The organism is Nitrospira sp. (assembly GCA_015709715.1).
In the GTDB taxonomy this organism is placed as follows: Bacteria; Nitrospirota; Nitrospiria; order Nitrospirales; family Nitrospiraceae; genus Nitrospira_A.
In genome coordinates this window covers 1807348-1823552 of sequence record CP054184.1, presented here as the reverse complement: position 1 = coordinate 1823552, position 16205 = coordinate 1807348, and the positions used below count along the sequence as shown (strand labels likewise).

Annotated in this window: 10 protein-coding genes; all 10 read right to left on the bottom strand. The window is 61.5% G+C overall.

Going from position 1 to position 16205, the window contains the following annotated elements; genetic code table 11:
- Window positions 1-67: 67 nt before the first annotated feature.
- Window positions 68-361 carry a hypothetical protein gene (locus tag HRU82_08585; protein QOJ34999.1) on the bottom strand — a complete coding sequence of 98 codons (294 nt, stop codon included), beginning with the start codon at window positions 359-361 and terminating at the stop codon, window positions 68-70.
- A 290-nt stretch (window positions 362-651) separates the two neighbouring features.
- Complete coding sequence (locus HRU82_08580; GenBank protein QOJ34998.1) at window positions 652-1380, bottom strand: DUF928 domain-containing protein; 729 nt, start codon at window positions 1378-1380, stop codon at window positions 652-654.
- Between the two features lie 58 nt (window positions 1381-1438).
- Window positions 1439-3724, bottom strand: a complete 2286-nt coding sequence (locus tag HRU82_08575) for a CHAT domain-containing protein (protein ID QOJ34997.1) — start codon at window positions 3722-3724, stop codon at window positions 1439-1441.
- Window positions 3725-5437 (bottom strand): ShlB/FhaC/HecB family hemolysin secretion/activation protein, encoded by a 1713-nt coding sequence (locus tag HRU82_08570; GenBank protein QOJ34996.1) that lies wholly within the window; start codon window positions 5435-5437, stop codon window positions 3725-3727.
- Between the two features lie 66 nt (window positions 5438-5503).
- Complete coding sequence (locus HRU82_08565) at window positions 5504-8719, bottom strand: filamentous hemagglutinin N-terminal domain-containing protein (protein ID QOJ34995.1); 3216 nt, start codon at window positions 8717-8719, stop codon at window positions 5504-5506.
- A 106-nt stretch (window positions 8720-8825) separates the two neighbouring features.
- Window positions 8826-9032 carry a hypothetical protein gene (locus tag HRU82_08560; protein QOJ34994.1) on the bottom strand — a complete coding sequence of 69 codons (207 nt, stop codon included), beginning with the start codon at window positions 9030-9032 and terminating at the stop codon, window positions 8826-8828.
- Window positions 9033-9480: 448 nt separating this feature from the next.
- The gene (locus HRU82_08555; GenBank protein ID QOJ34993.1) at window positions 9481-10869 is read right to left on the bottom strand and encodes an outer membrane protein transport protein; all 1389 of its coding nucleotides are present in this window, start codon (window positions 10867-10869) and stop codon (window positions 9481-9483) included.
- Window positions 10870-10873: 4 nt separating this feature from the next.
- A complete protein-coding gene (locus HRU82_08550; GenBank protein ID QOJ34992.1) occupies window positions 10874-13594 on the bottom strand; it encodes a response regulator in 2721 nt (906 codons plus the stop codon).
- A gap of 72 nt (window positions 13595-13666) precedes the next feature.
- Window positions 13667-15442, bottom strand: coding sequence for a hypothetical protein (locus HRU82_08545; protein QOJ34991.1), 1776 nt, complete (start codon window positions 15440-15442; stop codon window positions 13667-13669).
- 232 nt (window positions 15443-15674) lie between these two features.
- The gene (locus HRU82_08540; GenBank protein QOJ34990.1) at window positions 15675-16190 is read right to left on the bottom strand and encodes a hypothetical protein; all 516 of its coding nucleotides are present in this window, start codon (window positions 16188-16190) and stop codon (window positions 15675-15677) included.
- Window positions 16191-16205 lie beyond the last annotated feature (15 nt).

Genomic DNA, 16205 nt, shown 5'->3' with positions numbered 1-16205 from the left:
TACGCCGAAATACCGGCGATTGCCGGCGAGGTGCCCGATGGAAGACTAGAGTGGAAAGCCGAGGGCGTCAGGCGCGTATCTGGTTGGATACAGGATGTATGTCTTCCGATACAGCGGGGAGCGCTGTCTTGGCGACGCGAGGGCGGCCCGGTTTCAGCTCTTGGAGGCGAGGGGAGAAGGGGCGACCGTTCTGCGATTCCAAGTTCTTCAAGAGATCTTCCAGCGCCGATGAGATCAGACCGGCCATGGTGCTGCCCGGTGTCCAATAGGCGGCATCACGCACGCGTTCCAGGAGGTCCGTCGGCAAACTCACGGTCATTCGTTGCCGCTTGTGCGACCGCAGGTATACGAATTGGTTCATAATCTTATTCCTCGGTTCCGCGAGCGTATCCGCCGCCTTCGTCCAGGGTCCTGTCCGTCATGACCGTGAGACCATGTCTTTCCATGCGGCAATGACCAAGAGAACCAACATCCCGCTCGTTCCCATCAAGAGACCGCCCATTACGAGTTCCATGGCAGACTCCTTTCTCGATCGAGGTGACGGGTTGTTCCCTCACAATGAGGGAAGGGGCCGCTGCAGGAGAAAACAGCAACAGCCGTGCCACTTTGAATGGCGGGGCCTGAGTTGCTTCCGGTCAAGGGGGTACCAGGTCAGCGGACGAGCGGGATGGCGGAGCTGTCGCGTTCCGGGCGGCGTGCGTGGGATTGTGCCAGGTCCCATTCGGCGACATCCCGCAACCCCACCTGCTTCAACAGGGCGGCGCGATCCCTGCGTAAGGCGCTGTCGGAAGGATTGGCTTCGATCAGGTCACAGAGACAGGCCATGGCGTCATACCAAAAGCCCCGGGCGGCGCTCGTCAGCACCGCGTCACGCGTGCAGGCGGTGCTGGCGCCCAAGACCGAACATTCGCTGAAATCGCATCGTTCGACCATGCCGCCGGTCACGAGATCGTGCGACGGCGAAGCGGCATCCTTGATAATCGAAATGTACCAACGGTACTGGACGTTGGGCTGCAGCGAGAACTGCAATTCGTCGAGTCGCACGGCATGGACGCCGGCTTGGTCGGGCGGCGGGAGGGTATGTTCGACCAGCGCGTGCACCGAACGCTCATCGATCAGGGTGAATCGGATCGGCAGCGTCGTGTGTTTCGAGAGGAACCAATTGAAGGCCGGACGTTGTTTGATCGTCATCCCCACATGGTCGGGAACCAGAGCCACAATCGCCGGGTCGTCACCCTCTCCGCCTCGCAAGCTCCCCCCAAGGCGAGCCCGCGGTGCCAGGATCTGGGGAGCCTGGTAGACCGGGACATCCGTCTCCGCCCCGCCCCCCGGCACGCCGACGCAGAGTAGCCAGAGAGCCGCCATCAGCAGGAGACTCATCCTCGCAGGCTTGGTCCTCGAAATGCTCAGAGGCATGGCGTCGCAGAGTCGGGTCACGCTAGAGCCAATTGTTCAGCAAGAGAAACGCCGCCCAATAGGCGGGATGGCCGTAGACGCGGTCGTCCAACAGTTTGAGCTGGGCACGTTGCAAGGCCTGCGCCTTGGAGAGAGCCGTGTCATGCAGCTGTCGGTAAAATTCCGACACCAGTTCTTTCGATGCATCGTCGTTGATGAACCAGAGCGTCGCCAAGGCGCTTCTCGCCCCTGCCTTGATCGCGATCCCGGCCAGTCCGAGCGCGGCCTGCTCGTCGCCGACGCCTGTTTGGCAGGCGCTCAGCGTCAGCAACTCCAAGGGGTCTTCCCTGAAACGAAAGAGCCCGACCAGCCGCTCCAACTGCGACATGGTGAGTTTCCCGTCGAACGTCACCAGGAAGGACTGGGTGATGTCGGTGGCAAACCGTCCATGGGTGGCGATGTGGAGGATCCCGTATCGGCCGTCCTGCAACTCCGTTTCGATGCGCGGCGCTATGAAGCTCTTGTCGAGGAGCTGCTCTCCCTTGAACAGCGAATGGATGTAGGCGACCTCTTCGGCGACGTGCGGCAGCGGAGGGTACCCCTGAACGGCCTTGGTCAAGCCGCTGGACAGCAGCTGGGCTCTCGTCCGATCGATCGGCCGCGGATCGGTCAAGTTGACACTCGGCGTGACGGCGACCGCGTAGCGCGAGATGAGGAACCGTTCGCCGTCATGGAGCGCCGCCATCGGAATCGTCCGCAGGGGGCCGTCGAGGACAAACACCAACGTGTCCACGTGGAGGGTGTCTAGGCGCTCCGTAAGCGGACGGAGGAGCCAGTCGTAGAGCCGCTGGGCATGGGGGAGGTACTCTCTGGTGGTTCGCTTTTCAAGACGATGTCTGAAGCGCCGTACCTCCTCGGTCAGGGCGGAGGCCGTGACCGGCACGGCGAGACGACGGAGGCCGTCCTGGTCGCTTACCACGAGTTCCGTGCGATCGCCGAAGACAATCGGGTAGATGATGGCGGTCGATGGGGACAATCGGTCGAGTTCCGTGATGCGAGATTGCACCCGGTCTACACAATCATCCCGGAAGTAGTCGCGCAGTTCGGCGGCCTTGTAGGCTTCGATCGCGTCGCGCGCCGCCCGCACATACGGCTCCGCCGTTCGGTCGTCGTCCGACAGGGCGGCGCGTTTCAGCAGCACGTCGGCCAACTCAAAATACAGCGTGCGGAGAGAAGGCTGGTCCGGGTCCGGAGCGGCAACCGGGCCGGCGGCGATCTCGAGCCGGATCGGTTGCACGGTGGCGGCCGCCGCATGATAGGCCGAAAGGGCGTCGTCCAACTGGCCCAGCCTGGTCAAGAGACGTCCGCTCTGCCATTGCCAGCGATAGAGTGATTCCGGCGCACGCGCGGCTTGAGCGGCGAAGATGGCTCTGCGGGTCAGGCTGAGCGCTTCCTCCAGGCGATGGTCGGTTTCGTAGAGTTGGCCGAGATAGCCGTAGGCATAGGAGGCGATCCGGTCGAACTCAGGCAGGGGGGTGAGGTTCGCGGCCTGCTGGAGGAGGGTTGCCGATCGGGAGAGGGCCCTGTCGCGGGCCGTGGGATGGCTCAAAGCCAAATGGCGATAGCCTAACGCGAGATTGATGAGGGCCTCGGCCTTCTCGTAAGAGACCGGGCTCCCAGAAAGCAGGGCATCCGTTGCGTTCAGCGCAGCCTCCCCCTCGTCGAATTGCCGGAGGCGGATGGCGGCCCCCGCACCATTGATCAGGGCGCGGATACGAAGCGCGGAGAACCCTGCCGCTTCAGCCAGGGCGGCGCTCTCGTGAAATGAGGCGAGCGCGTCTTGGAGTTGTCCCTGCAGGACTCGGACGAGACCGAGCTCGTTATGGAGCGAGGCGGTCAGGACGGTATGGCGTTGTGTCTGCGCCATCGCCAGTGCGCCCGTCACGTACTCCGTTGCCTGCTCAAACTGCCGGTTGACGAGGGCGGTTTTGCCGAGTTCGGAGAGGGCGAGCGTCACCCACTGCTGTTCTCCGGTTCGATGGGCAAGTTGCAGCGCCAACTCCAGGTGGAGGAAGGATTGATTGAGGTGTCCCAACGTGCGGGCGACAGCGGCGGCATGCAGGAGTGCTTGGATCTGTCCCTGTCGGTGGTCGATCTGTGCGTACTCCTGCGCGGCCTCTTTCCACGCGACGAGCGCCTCCTCCAGCGCCCCCTGCCGGGCGGCGGAACGTCCGCGCTCCAAGAGGGCATCGCCGGGAAGCTGGCCTGCCGACGCGAGTGCATATAGGGCGGAGCACAGCAGCATGCCGCAGAGACGAATCCTCCACATTTACAGCACCTGCCACACGAGTTGAAGATGGATGCCGTGGTCTTGGAGATTGCCTTCTCCGCTACGGAGGTGGTTCAACTGCTGGCCCCAATAGACCTCGAACCGGGCGCGTTCTTGGGGCAGAATCATCCAGCGGATTCCCGCGCCGATACTGGCCAAGGTCCTTACATCAGGTGTGGCTCCCTTGGCGTTCCAGGCATGGCCGATGTCGACGAACGGGGCAAGTTGCACGCGATCTTCTCCCGAAGCGAACCGCACGAGCGGGATACGTGGCTCGATAGACGCCAGCACGGCATTGTCCCGCACGAGGCTGTTTTCACGGTATCCTCGGACGCTGAAGCGGCCGCCGACGGGCATCTGCTCCAGTGGGAAGAGTCGGTCGTCGGCGATCTGCGCCGCCACGCGGCCGATCAGCTGCAGGCCGCCCCAGTCGTCCCAGCGTTGCATGGCTTGTGCTTGCCCCAGCCAGGACACGAATCGACTGTCGGGAAGCGGGGCGCTGTTGATGGTGCTGCCTAGGACGTTCAGGCCGATGCTGAACCGGGAGAGGGCCGCAAATACGAACGAGGACGTGCGATGGGTGTACTCCTGACCGATGCGAAGTGCGTTGACGGTGGCCACGCCGGTGGTCGAGGAACCGGGGATAAACAGCGACGGCAGGCCCGGCACGTCGAAGGCCGAGGTGGTCTTGAGATACAGGTGTTCGCCCGTCAGAGACAGGGCGACTTCGTCGGTCACGGTGCGGTAGATCGGCTGCCGAAGGGTCATGCCGATGATTTCCGAGTCGACGTTGAGATCCAGGGCTCGAAACGGATTCTCGACCACCAGGAAGGCGTTGCGCCGGTAGTAGGCGGTGAAGGTCGTGTCCGAGGCGGTGAGCGGGAGATTGTAAGAGGCATCGATAATGGGATTGACGCCGCGCGACCGACCGTAGGTGAACGTGAGCTGGTCGCCGTGGCCGGTCACGTTCTGATGCGCGACGGTGGCAAGGCCTCGCTCGGCCCCAACCACCGGTGTCTGGTAATTATTGAAGTCGAGCCATGCCTTGAAGGGATTCGCCTCTTGAACCCGCACGTTCAGCACGCTCTCTCCTCGCCGATCTCCCGGTTGCAGCTCCGCGTTGATCCGCTCGATTCGCGGATCCTGCTGGAGCAGTTGGATCCGCTCCTGCAGCGGGTGAATACTGACAGGCGTCGAGACGCCGCGTGCCACCCGGTTGCGCAGATAGGCGCTGCGAAACCAACGGTTTCCCTCCACCTGGATGCGGGACAGGGTGCCTTCCACGATCTGAATCACGATGACCCCGAACGACACGTCTTGATCCGGGATGACGGCACCCGAGGTCAGGTATCCTCGGTTGACGTAGAGGAGCGTGAGGGCAAGGCGTACGCGCTCGAGGTCGTCGCTGGTGAGTTCACGATTGCGATAGGGGGCGGTGACGTCAGCCAGTTCCGCGTCCGAGAAGACGGTGCTGCCGGTCACATGGATATCATGCACGAACAGCCGAAGCGCGCCAGATGGAGGCACGAGCGGCTGCTGAGGCGCGAGTGGGATCTGCGGAAGGATCGAGCTGGGAGGAAGTCGCTCTGAAGGTTGAAACTCCTCCTTCAGGGGAGCCGGCGGTAGGCCGGACCGGCCGCTGGGGTCGAAGACCGGCGGCAGGGGCGGCACACCTTGTGCCAAGGCATCGTCCTGGATCAGGCAGAGGCTCATGAGAAGGCCCATCCTCCGGACCGTCGTATGAAAGGTGTGGAACGGCAACTCATGTCCCTATCTCTGTCATGACTGACAGCCTCTGGCTCGAATGAGGCCATCGAGGAGCTTGTGCGATGCCACGTCGTCCATTGCAGGCCCCGTGCCACGGTCCTGCGCCGCAGGCTCCTGGATCATGAGGGCCAATGGACTGAACAGCCACCCGCCCGGTTCCTGCGGCAACGAGTCTCGGCCCGACACCACGAGGCTACTCATCCGACCGTCGGCCCGCGCCGCGCAACGTTGGGTAAGGAGAGGGTGGACTTGGAGTGGCTGCTGCGAGAGGGAGGCCAACGTGCCACTGAGGCTTGAAACCGGTGATTGGATCGTCACGGTGCCGCTCAATCCGAATTGAGACGAGGCGCTCACGATGCTGCTCTGATCGGCCAAGAACGTTCCCGCCACGATGTTGATGTTGCCGCCCTGGCCTTCGACGGCCTGGGCCAAGATCTGACTATTGTGCAGGGTGACGATGGCGGGATCGATGAAGATGTTGCCGCCGATAGTGGTCGGGCCGCCCTGGACAGATGTGTTGAGCTGGCTGTTGGCGAGTTGGATCGAGTCGGTGGCTTGGAGCGTGATGTTGCCGCCGCTGCCCTGGCTGGCCTGGGTCGTGACGGAGGCCTGTTGAGCGGTAAAATGCGCACCGGCATTGATCGTAATGTTGCCGGCATCGGCCGGCCCTGCGCTGCTCGCCGTGATGGAGGATCCGTGAAGCAATGAAATGGACCGGCCGGCATCGATCGTGATCGAGCCGCCCTGACCTTCCCCCGATGTGCGACTGCTGATATTGGTGCCTTGATCCGCTATCAGAGTATTCACCTTGAAGGTGATATTCCCGGCAGGGGCTCCGCCGGTCGTATCGGTGTCGATTTTGGGGCTGTTTGTCAGTCGAAGCGTATCTGCCACGATGGTGATGGTGGCAGGGACTGTGGTTGGCGCACCGCCCCACACCGCCGTGCTCACTTCGGTATTGTTGAGCGCGATCAACTTGGCTGAATCGGACGCCTCAGGAGCCACGCCGGATATAGTTATGGTGCCTGCGCGTCCGCCGATACTGTCCCTCCTTCCACCTACGCTGGCGATAAGGGATCGAGGCCGACCGTCGTTGATGAGCGTGCCATCCGAATTCACATTCGCTCGTAGAACGTTCACGTTAAAGGCGATATCTCCTGCCGGAGCCGGGCTGGTCGTAAAGGCAAAGATTTCTGTTCTTCCGCCCAGGGTCACGGTGTCTGCTGTGATCGTGATGGTTCCAGGGGGTAACGCGGCTGTACCGCCCTCGACTGCCGTGCTAATCTGTGCGTTGTATAGTGCGACCAATTGAGCCGCATCGGTTGGTTCCTGGGCGATTCCTGAAATGGTCACCGTTCCCGGTGGGCCGGCAGTGCTGTCCAATCGCCCGCTCGGACTGTTGAGGTAAACACGATGGGCGTTTGCGATCGGCGTGCCGTCCGGATTCATGTTTACCCGCAAAGTATTCACGTTGAATACGATGTCTCCAGCCGGTGCTGGTGCCGCGCCGCCTGAAGTTGTCACCAGGATAGTCAGATTGCTGAGCGCTACCGTGTCGGATGTGATAATGATCGGAGCCGGTCTCGGCGACGATCCGCCTACCGCAAAGGTGTCGATTTCCGTATTGCTCAGCATGATGGACGTCGCCGGGTCGGTCGATTCCTCGCCAGGCCCCGAGATCGTAACGATTCCTGGCGGTCCGGCCGTACGGTCAGGATGTTCAGTGGGGCTGCCGATCAATACGGGCCTCCCTTCGATGAACGACCCATCGGGATGCCAATTCGATCGTAGCGTGTCGACATTCAGTGCCACATTGCCTGCCGGCGCGGGGCCATTGGTCGTGGCATAGATCTCCACCTGATCACTGAGGGCTAATGAGTTTGCCGTGATGGTGATCCTCCCTGGAGGAGTGGTCGCGGTCCCACCAAACGAACGTGTATGGATGATGGTGTCATCCAGATGGACCGTCCTCGCGACGCTTCCTGGACCCTCGATTCCTTGAATGGTGATCCGTCCAGCTTCTCCCGCCCCTATGTCATGGCTACGGCTTGTACTTTCAATGAGCACTCCGGTTTGGGAAAAGTCGGGGCCCGTGATAAGGCTCTCAGGGGTAACCTGAATACGAATCGGACCTTTCCCTATTGCGCTCAGTGTATCTACATTGAAAGTTATATCCCCTGCCGGAGCCGTCCCATGAGTATCCGCCATGATCAGTGATCCATTGGAGAGGGTGACGGTGTCCGCTGTGATGGCAATAGCTGGTGAATCGGGCGATGTGGCCGACCCACGATTCGAAGCGTTTCCGGAAATGGCTGTGAGTGAGGCATCGTTCATGGTGAATTGCCCGCTGCGAATGACGATTCGCCCGGCCTTGTCGGCACTGGTATCAATATTCGTCCCTTCAGAAAGAGATAGGGTCCCGAACCTGCCGATTCCATTCGCAAGAGGTTCGCTCCCAGGACTTTTCGCATCGAGTGCCGGCACTTCCCCGGCGGCGGCGACGCTCACCAAGTTGATCTGACCACCCGGTGCCGAGAGGCGAGCCGGCTGCGAAGCGCCGTGTTCGAGTGCGCCGGCCGTCATGGTCAGATCTCCCCCGACCAGCGAGAGGCTCTGTCCTTCCGACAAAACCAGCTGCCCGCCCTGCACGGTGACGGCGTTCGGGTTGGAGCCCAAAAATCCGAACGCCGCCACCGGTGAGCTGGAAAGGGTCGCATCCTGAGGGCCTGGCATCGCGTTGAAGATTCCGCCGTTGGCGAAGCGCAGATAGTCCGCCGTGGTGACGCTGACCGAGCCGCCGACGTTCAGCGAGGCAGTCGGACCGAACACGATGCCGGCCGGGTTCATTAAAAAGAGATTGGCATGTCCGAAGCCGGTGGTTTGAATGGTTCCGAAGATCTGGGACGGATTGCCGCCCGTCACCCGACCGAGAATGTTGGCGGTCGCGAGGCCCGAGTCGTTGAGGAAATTGGCGATGTGATGGGGCGGCACGCCGAATTCGCCGAAGCTGTGAAAGAGATTGGGGCCGTTGCCGGGCCTCGTCCCGCCGGTAATGTCGAATACGTGGCCCTGTGGGGTGATGACGGTGTTGAGGCCGGACGAGGTGATGGGCGCCGTCGATTGAGCCAGCCCTCCCTGCACCAGGCAAAAAATGACGAGGCACTCGGCCAGCAAAGCCGACGAAAGGAATGAGCGGAGCTTGGAAACAGAACGGCGGGCACCATCCATAGCGCCTTCCTCTCGGCCCGTCGGAAGTCGGCTACCGTACCGCCTGCGATCATCTCCGATTCTCGCGGTCGGCGCAACACGGGGACCAGTCTGACTGGTCTCCTGCTCAAGAGGACGAGTCTCGGTTCCCGGACAGTTGTGCGGACTCGTGGGGCTGACCGGGGAGGTGCCTCGTCTCGGTGTCACGCAGGTTCAACTTGAGGGAGCCGGGATCGATCCAGATGCGGCCGGCTGCCGCAAGGAGGATCACCATGCCGAGAAGAAGTAAGATGAGTGCGACCATGTGAACCTCGCGGGTACGCGATTCTCCCATCGGCGTGCCCCTCCTAGGGAAATGTTCTTGGGATGCCGCAAAGGTTATGCCATGGGAGCACGGGCGATCGAATGCTCGATTGCGAAAAAAGATTCGTCGTTATTTTCAGGACATCGATTGTCGTTTGGACTGTGGGCGATCTACGGAATCCATTGCAGGGGGTGTATCGGATCGGATGCAATCCGTATCCGATACGATACGGTCTGCAAGCGTGGGGAACGGCTCCGTTGTCTTGCGTTGGCTGGTGTGAGGGCGAGGGCCGCGTCTCCGCCATGGGCGAAGACGCGGCCGATGGCGCGGGCGGATGGGCGGTCTCATCAGCGCTGGATGGGCACAATCCAGGAGGCCGAGGGATGTGGTCGGCGGGGTCTTGCCCTCCGACGGCAAGCGACCGGCTCAGCACCGCGCCACTCGCAGCGAAACGCAACTGTCATGCCGCTGAGGGCGCCTAGTAATTGAATCGTAGCGAGAGCGAGGCGGCGTGGATCAGCGTGTCATATCGGCCGTTCACCGTGGGATTTTGGTTGCCGGCAATGGTGCGAACTTCGTAGAGCCCGGCTTGGTACGACAAGTCGATGGCAAACAGTTTGGGTTTGAGCGGGCCAAAGCCCAAATCTCCGCAGCGGATGATGCCGAGAAAGGCCCCGTTCTCGTGACAGATGAATCCGACGCCGGCAGAGGGAATATGCGCATTGGCCGAGGGGACTCCTGGGTTGAAGGTACGATCGGGCATCTGGGTCTGCTGATTCATGTAGCCGGCCCGAAGGGCGATGTTCCATTCCGGCATTGATACGACGTGGAGCAGACGATATTCCGTTCCCACCATGACGGTGTAGGCGCTCTGCCAATTCTGCGGGAAGGGGAGTACCCCCAGGTTAGCCACGCGGACATCCAAGGCTCCGTTGGATTTCCACCCCGTGTAGTCTACGTCCAGTTCCAACTTCCATTCGCGCTCTCTCGTGCGGACCGGCCAGACGGCCATAGCTCCGGAAAAAATCTGCGGGAGCACGAAGGTCGCAGAGGCCTCGCCCACCGAGGCGCCGTTGGCGAGAAGGTGTCCGGTCAAGTGCAGCCTGGCCTGGCTCCGATAGACGAGGCCGATATTCACCAACGGCTTCCCGTCGCTGTTGCGAAACGGCGTATAGAGCAGGCTGACGTTGAATCCGGCCGTCGTATCGCTGCCGTTGATCTCCAGTCGTGAACCGGCGGGAATGCCGAGGCCGCCGGGCCAGATGGATTGTTGTTCCAGGTGGCCTTCGCCGAACAGCCCCGAGAAGGTGTAGATGTCCGCCCCCGCTCCCAGCGAGAGCTGTTCGTTGACCTTGTAGGCCACGGTCGGTTTGATGTCGAGCAGCGGCATCGTGTTGAAGTACAGCGCGGAGCGAAACGGGCCGTCCGTGGGGTAGCGGGTCAACGAGCCGAACGGGCTGTTGAGGCCGATGCCTGCGGTGAAATTCTCGAGCGCCGATAAGCCAAGATCCTTCAAATTGGCTACCAGGTACACGTGGCCCGGTGGAGGCCAGGCGATGCTGCCGTTCCGATCGCCGGTCACCTGGGTGCCCGTGGGGCCGGTGAACTGCGTCGTGCCGCCGATGAGTGACGTACCGAAGAGGCTCTGGAAGCCCGGGAGTTGAGTCATTCCGGCGGGGTTGTAGTGGAGCGCCGATGGATCATCGGCCTGCGCGGCAAAGGCATTGCCCATGCCGGCGGCACTGGCCGATTGTCCGTGAATACGCGGCGTTTGGGCCTCTGCGGTCGTCATCGGGAGGAAGGCCACGACCATCGCCACGAGCAGAGCCGGAACCAAGGTAGAGCAAGATTGCAGAGGACTCGGCATAGAATTAGGGCGTCGTTGTGGAGGAATCGGCGGGTGAGCCGCCGGCCATGAACCACCGGTCGATGATCTGGCGCACCCGTGCGGCATCGAACGGTTTGAGCAGATATCCCTGGGCGCCGGCTTCCACCGCGGCCATGGCGCGGTCCAGCGCCTCCACGGCTGTCATCATGATGACCGGGACCGTCGGCTGTGTGGCGCGCAATTGGCGAAGCACGGCGAATCCATCCATGTCCGGCAACGCGATGTCGAGAAGCACGCCATCGACGGTCGTTGCTTCGCCGGCTTTCAAGGCGGCGCGACCGTCCGTCGCGGTCAATACGTAAAATCCTTCCGAGAGCAAGCGGTCTTGCAAGACCGCGCAGATATCCGGATCGTCATCCACCACCAGGAGCGTGCGCCGGGCCGAAGGCGACGCGCCGCCCGCCGCGTCCTGCGTCGAGCGGAGCGGAAGGCTCACGGTGAACTCGGTTCCTTGCCCGATCTCGCTCCGGACCGCAATGGCGCCACCATGCAGATCGACCAAGTCCTTGACGATTGCCAGGCCGAGACCCAACCCCTTCGTCTGACTTCGCTCCTGCTGCTGTACCCGGAAGAACGGATCGAACAGTTTCGGGATTGCCTCGGGAGGAATACCTTGGCCCGTATCGCGAACGGCGATGCGCGCGCGCTCCCGGCCCTCGGCGGATAGATCGACCGATACCAGGCCCCCGTCCGGCGTGTACTTGATAGCATTATCCACCAGATTCGTCAAAATTTGGCTGAGCCGATCGGGATCCGCCCAGACCGTCAGGGCAACATCGTCGCTTTGGAGTTCGAGGCGGATCTGCTTGGCTGTGGCGAGGGGCCGCAGTTGTTCGATCACGTCGGCGACGAGGGAAGCGAGTGTCACCTGGTCGAAAGACAGCACCAATTTCCCAGCTTCCACCCTGGAGAGGTCCAAGAGGTCCGTGATCATGCGGGCCAGCCTGGTGCCGTTGGCCTTGATGCGAGTGAGGTATTGCTCCTGTTTGGTGTTCAACGAGCCGACGAGGCCTTCGATCATGTTGTCGGCGAATCCGACGATGCTGGTGAGCGGAGTGCGTAACTCATGGGACACATGGGCGAGGAATTGCGATTTAAGCCGGTCCATCTGCTTGAGGCGGGCGTTGGCGGCCTCCAGTTCGGCGGTGCGTTCGCGGACACGGGCTTCCAGCCGGGCATTCAAGGATTCAATCTCACGATAGGCCTGCGCATTGTCCAGGGCCGTCGCCACCTGGCTGGCGAGCGTCACGAGCACATCGAGGTCGTCCTGCGTGAGCGCCCGGTCGTGTGTGCGGTCTGCTGAGAGCGCGCCGATCACGCCTTCATGCGTTTTTAAGGGAACGGAGATGAAAGACTTGATCTGCACCATGGTGGCAAGTTGTCGGTTGAAGGGGTGCAGCCGGTCCCAGATCTCGTGAATGTTGTTCGTCAGGACCGGCTCGCCACGCAAGAGCACCGTTCCCTCCACGCTGTGCGGATCGGTGATCTCAACCTCCTGCGTCCGCAGGAAGTCTGCCACATCTTGAGACACGCCCCGTACTCGGAAGTCATGCGAGACCTGTCTGGTCCTGTCGAACTGAGAGATCTTCGCGCGGTCGTAATGCAGTTCGCTCACGATGGTATCCAACACCTTGGTGAGTAGCTCCTCTCGGTCGAAGGTGGAGCTGAAGAGCAGGCCGGCGCGGTGAAGGGCGGTGAGCTCATGGACTTTCCGACGCAGGGTCACCGCGGTGCTCTGTTGCTCGAGATAGGCTTCGCGCAATTCCTCGTGACGCGCATCGACGGCCTGTTCTTGGTCGCGGATCAGGCGCTGGAGGGGTTTGGCGGCCTGGTGCATGTGCGTGGTGAGGACCCACCAGAGCAATGAGGCGGGCACAACGGCCAGTCCCAGATCTTCCAGGAAGGGAAGGCCGGGGAGGCGGAGCCGCAAGTACGTGAAGGTACCTCCGGCCACGAGCATCCACATGACGAGCGGGAGGGGACTGCGCACTTGCGGGAGCCAGGTGAACTCCCACTCGCAATAGGGATCACCGTGGACGGTACAGGCCAAGTCCCGAACCGTGGCCGGAGGGACGCCGTGCAGCTGAGTCGGCACCCGCGCGATGCTGCTTTTGCACGACAAACAGATGACATCGACGCAACGCTTCCGATAGGGGCCGAACTGCGCGAGGGCCCGGTCAGTGAAAGTCATGCGCAACACCGCCGATCGGTTGGTCACACGACCGACTTCGAACTCCAGCACTCTCCGGACATATTTGTTGCCGAGATAGGGCCACATCTTATAGAGCTGCGGAGTGGAAAAGGGGCGCGCGAGGATTTGAATCAGCGGAGGGACCTTCTTTTCCGTCCCCACGTTGACGTGAAAGTTCGGATCGCCGGACAATCGCTCGCAAAACTCCCGGAGGTAGCATACGAACTCGTAGGAGTAGCTGTTCCAGATGTTGCGGAGCGATTCCGGGGTCACGTGGTAGGTACGGTCCGGCTGTCGCTCGTTCAGGAGCCGGCACAATTCCTGGAGGGCCTGGGTCGCGGCCTCGGGGCCGGCCGTGCCTTCGAGGTAGTCGCACAGGTAGGCGACGTTCGATTCAACGATCACCCCGCTGATGTCGCAGATCTTCTCCCCGCGTTCGTCGAGTCCGAAAGGGCGGAACTCCATGAATCGCCGTTCAAGGATGGAATGGTCTTTGGACAGCAGCTCAGTCATGCAGGAATAGGTCACCCTCCGGGTCGACCGGGCGGGCCTGGCCCGTCCGGTCGACCGCCTTGCGAGAGCCGGCTACGGTGTCACCTCGCCCAAATCATGACAGGCCGGTGCGCCGGGGATTACCCGTCGATCGAGATCGCAGGTCTTCAAATATTCGATAATGGCGAGTCGATCAGCAGGCGGAATTCCACAGCCAAGCAGGCCGTTTTCGGCCGGGCCTCCGCACCCCGGGAGATCGGCGAATTCATGGCCTCTGTTTCCGTTGCCGGGCCACGCGGTGTCGAATTTGAACCAGACCCGGTCCTGGGGTAATTCAGCGTTGCACTCTGTGATGGAATAGCCGACGTGCTTGGGGTCGAACTCCATCCTGGGGCTGAGGGCGAAGCAGCGGTGCCGCTCGCTCACCGGCGACAACAGCTCATAGAGGTTGGGAACGGATCCATTGTGCAAAAACGGCGCGGTGGCCCAAACCGCCAGGTGGGGTCGTGCGATGTATTGTGGCCAATCCCGCCATTCGTTCGGCTTGGCAGCGTCTTCTGTCTGCGCGGCAGAACTCCGAGCCAGGAGCTCGGTGGTAACGTATTGTGAGGCATCCTTGGCGGACAGTCTTCCGCGCCCTAACGGGCCCGTGTCGACCGTGCGGCGCGAAAAGCTTTCCAGATAGAGTGGGTCGGTCCCCACTTCCTTCTGAGGGATCATGGTGACCTGCAGGCCGGGCCCGTACTCGCCTCTGTTTTCGAGATGCCGAGCGACATGGCAGTGGGCGCAGAGATTCGGAATCCCTTTGGCCTTGTTGCCGTGGTAGAGGTCCCTGCCTCGAGCGGCGAGGCTGCGGTCGATGGCGGGGAACTCCTCCGGCCAGCGCGGCGGTTGCAGCCGTCCTGCGAGGCCTTCCAATTCCTCCAGTGCCTTGAAATCCACGGATGAGCGGAACTTTTGATCGTCATCCATGGGACCGAGCGGCGGTTTTTTCGTCCAGGCAAACAGGTTGGCGCCCACGCCGATGACCTGCGCCACATTTCTGGCCAAGGGGTGCTGGATCGATCCCGACCACTGCACCCAGTCATAGGCCCAGACGCCCCACAGCGGTGGAATGCTCACGGGCGCGTTGGCGGGTCTGAGGTTGTCCGGATTGAGCGGACCAAAGACCGTATTGCCACCGCGCCCCAGTGCATCGAACCGACCGGGCCCCCACCATTCGGGCGAGCTATCCATTGCGCCTCGGGTGACGAGGGACCGGCTATAGGCGTCCACGTCACCGGCCAATTTGCTGAGGCTGGAAATGCTCGAACCCTCTTGCCGACGCTCCAGCACCTTGGTTGCGAAGGTCTTGAAGGGTTCAAGAGGCCGTTCGGCTTGAATGCTCTTTAGGAGAGTGGGGAGATCCGGCAGAACGAGGCCCCGGAGCGCTTTAATGAGGACGCCGAGGAATCGTTGATTATATTGCAGCGAAGGACCTCCTTCGATGCGAAATACCTTGTTCCCGTATGTGAATTCGGTCGTATGGCAGAACGCGCAATTCATTCCGGTGGGGGATGACGATGGGGCTCCGGCCTGTGGCTCGGACATGCCGACCGGCAGGCGGTCCGGATGGATGGAGTCGACGAGGATGCCTGCCTTTTCGAACTCTTTCGACGTGCTATCCAAGAGGGCCACGAACCAGTCATAGGGCATGAGTTGGGTTCCGGCTGACGCGTGATACCAGCGTGGGTGATCCTGGTCGAGCTTTCCCACTATGCGAAGCGGTGGGGCTTGTGAAGCAGCCGGCTCCATGGCCCGGCAAGGGATCGTGGACAGGGCCATCAACAATCCGGAAACGATCAGCAGGCGAGTGTGGTGGAACGGCATGGCGTATCCCCTCCTTGGGATTGCGGCGCAGGATGATGACTAGTCATGCCGAACAGAGCAACACATGTGCCAAATTCGCGCGAGGAAGGGTACCTGGATCAGGACGCGAATGCCATGATTTTTTTAGGGTGTTTGGACTCTGAAGGGGATGGGGAGGCCGAGGATGTCGCAGCGTCGACTGCAACGACCTGGTATCTGAACAGATACAAGGCCATTGGCAGAGGTTGAAAGACTACTGATGCAGATGCTTCATGGCGGCGGCGCAGAGGATGATGAAAAAGCCCATCCATAACGCGGCCCGTTGAAAGGGAATCGATTCGTGAAGGTCCCCCTCTTCTTCCTCCTCCGCGTCCGACTTGAAGATGACGCTGTACAGGAAGAGGGTGAGGAGGCCCAATACCAAGACGAGCTTGATGCAGAAGATCCACAGGTACTTAGAGTGATGTTGTAATCCCTGACCGGTCTGAGACGTGAGAATTTGGTTTACATAATGCACATTGACGCCGCCTGTGAAGAGCAGTACCACGAGGAGAATACCGGCCACCCGTTTGTAATGCCGGTAGAACGCTTCCGTGATGGGGCGGATGTATTCTTTGGGAACGCCGCCGTCCCGCAGTCCCGGTGTCACGGCCATGACGAGGAAGGCCAGCCCGCCGATCCAGATGACGGCCGACAGGAGATGAAACCAATGGTTGACGATCGGAATGAGCTGATTCAGATCGAGGAAGATGCTTTGTACGGAATCCATTGTCGAAGATCAGGC

What these genes read in the sequence shown, in the direction of transcription:
- HRU82_08560 (QOJ34994.1), bottom strand. Translation starts at nt 9,032, where the DNA reads ATGGGAGAATCGCGTACCCGCGAGGTTCACATGGTCGCACTCATCTTA.
- HRU82_08550 (QOJ34992.1), bottom strand. Translation starts at nt 13,594, where the DNA reads ATGACTGAGCTGCTGTCCAAAGACCATTCCATCCTTGAACGGCGATTC.
- HRU82_08585 (QOJ34999.1), bottom strand. Translation starts at nt 361, where the DNA reads ATGAACCAATTCGTATACCTGCGGTCGCACAAGCGGCAACGAATGACC.
- HRU82_08580 (QOJ34998.1), bottom strand. Translation starts at nt 1,380, where the DNA reads ATGAGTCTCCTGCTGATGGCGGCTCTCTGGCTACTCTGCGTCGGCGTG.
- HRU82_08545 (QOJ34991.1), bottom strand. Translation starts at nt 15,442, where the DNA reads ATGCCGTTCCACCACACTCGCCTGCTGATCGTTTCCGGATTGTTGATG.
- HRU82_08555 (QOJ34993.1), bottom strand. Translation starts at nt 10,869, where the DNA reads ATGCCGAGTCCTCTGCAATCTTGCTCTACCTTGGTTCCGGCTCTGCTC.
- HRU82_08540 (QOJ34990.1), bottom strand. Translation starts at nt 16,190, where the DNA reads ATGGATTCCGTACAAAGCATCTTCCTCGATCTGAATCAGCTCATTCCG.
- HRU82_08565 (QOJ34995.1), bottom strand. Translation starts at nt 8,719, where the DNA reads ATGGATGGTGCCCGCCGTTCTGTTTCCAAGCTCCGCTCATTCCTTTCG.
- HRU82_08575 (QOJ34997.1), bottom strand. Translation starts at nt 3,724, where the DNA reads ATGTGGAGGATTCGTCTCTGCGGCATGCTGCTGTGCTCCGCCCTATAT.
- HRU82_08570 (QOJ34996.1), bottom strand. Translation starts at nt 5,437, where the DNA reads ATGAGCCTCTGCCTGATCCAGGACGATGCCTTGGCACAAGGTGTGCCG.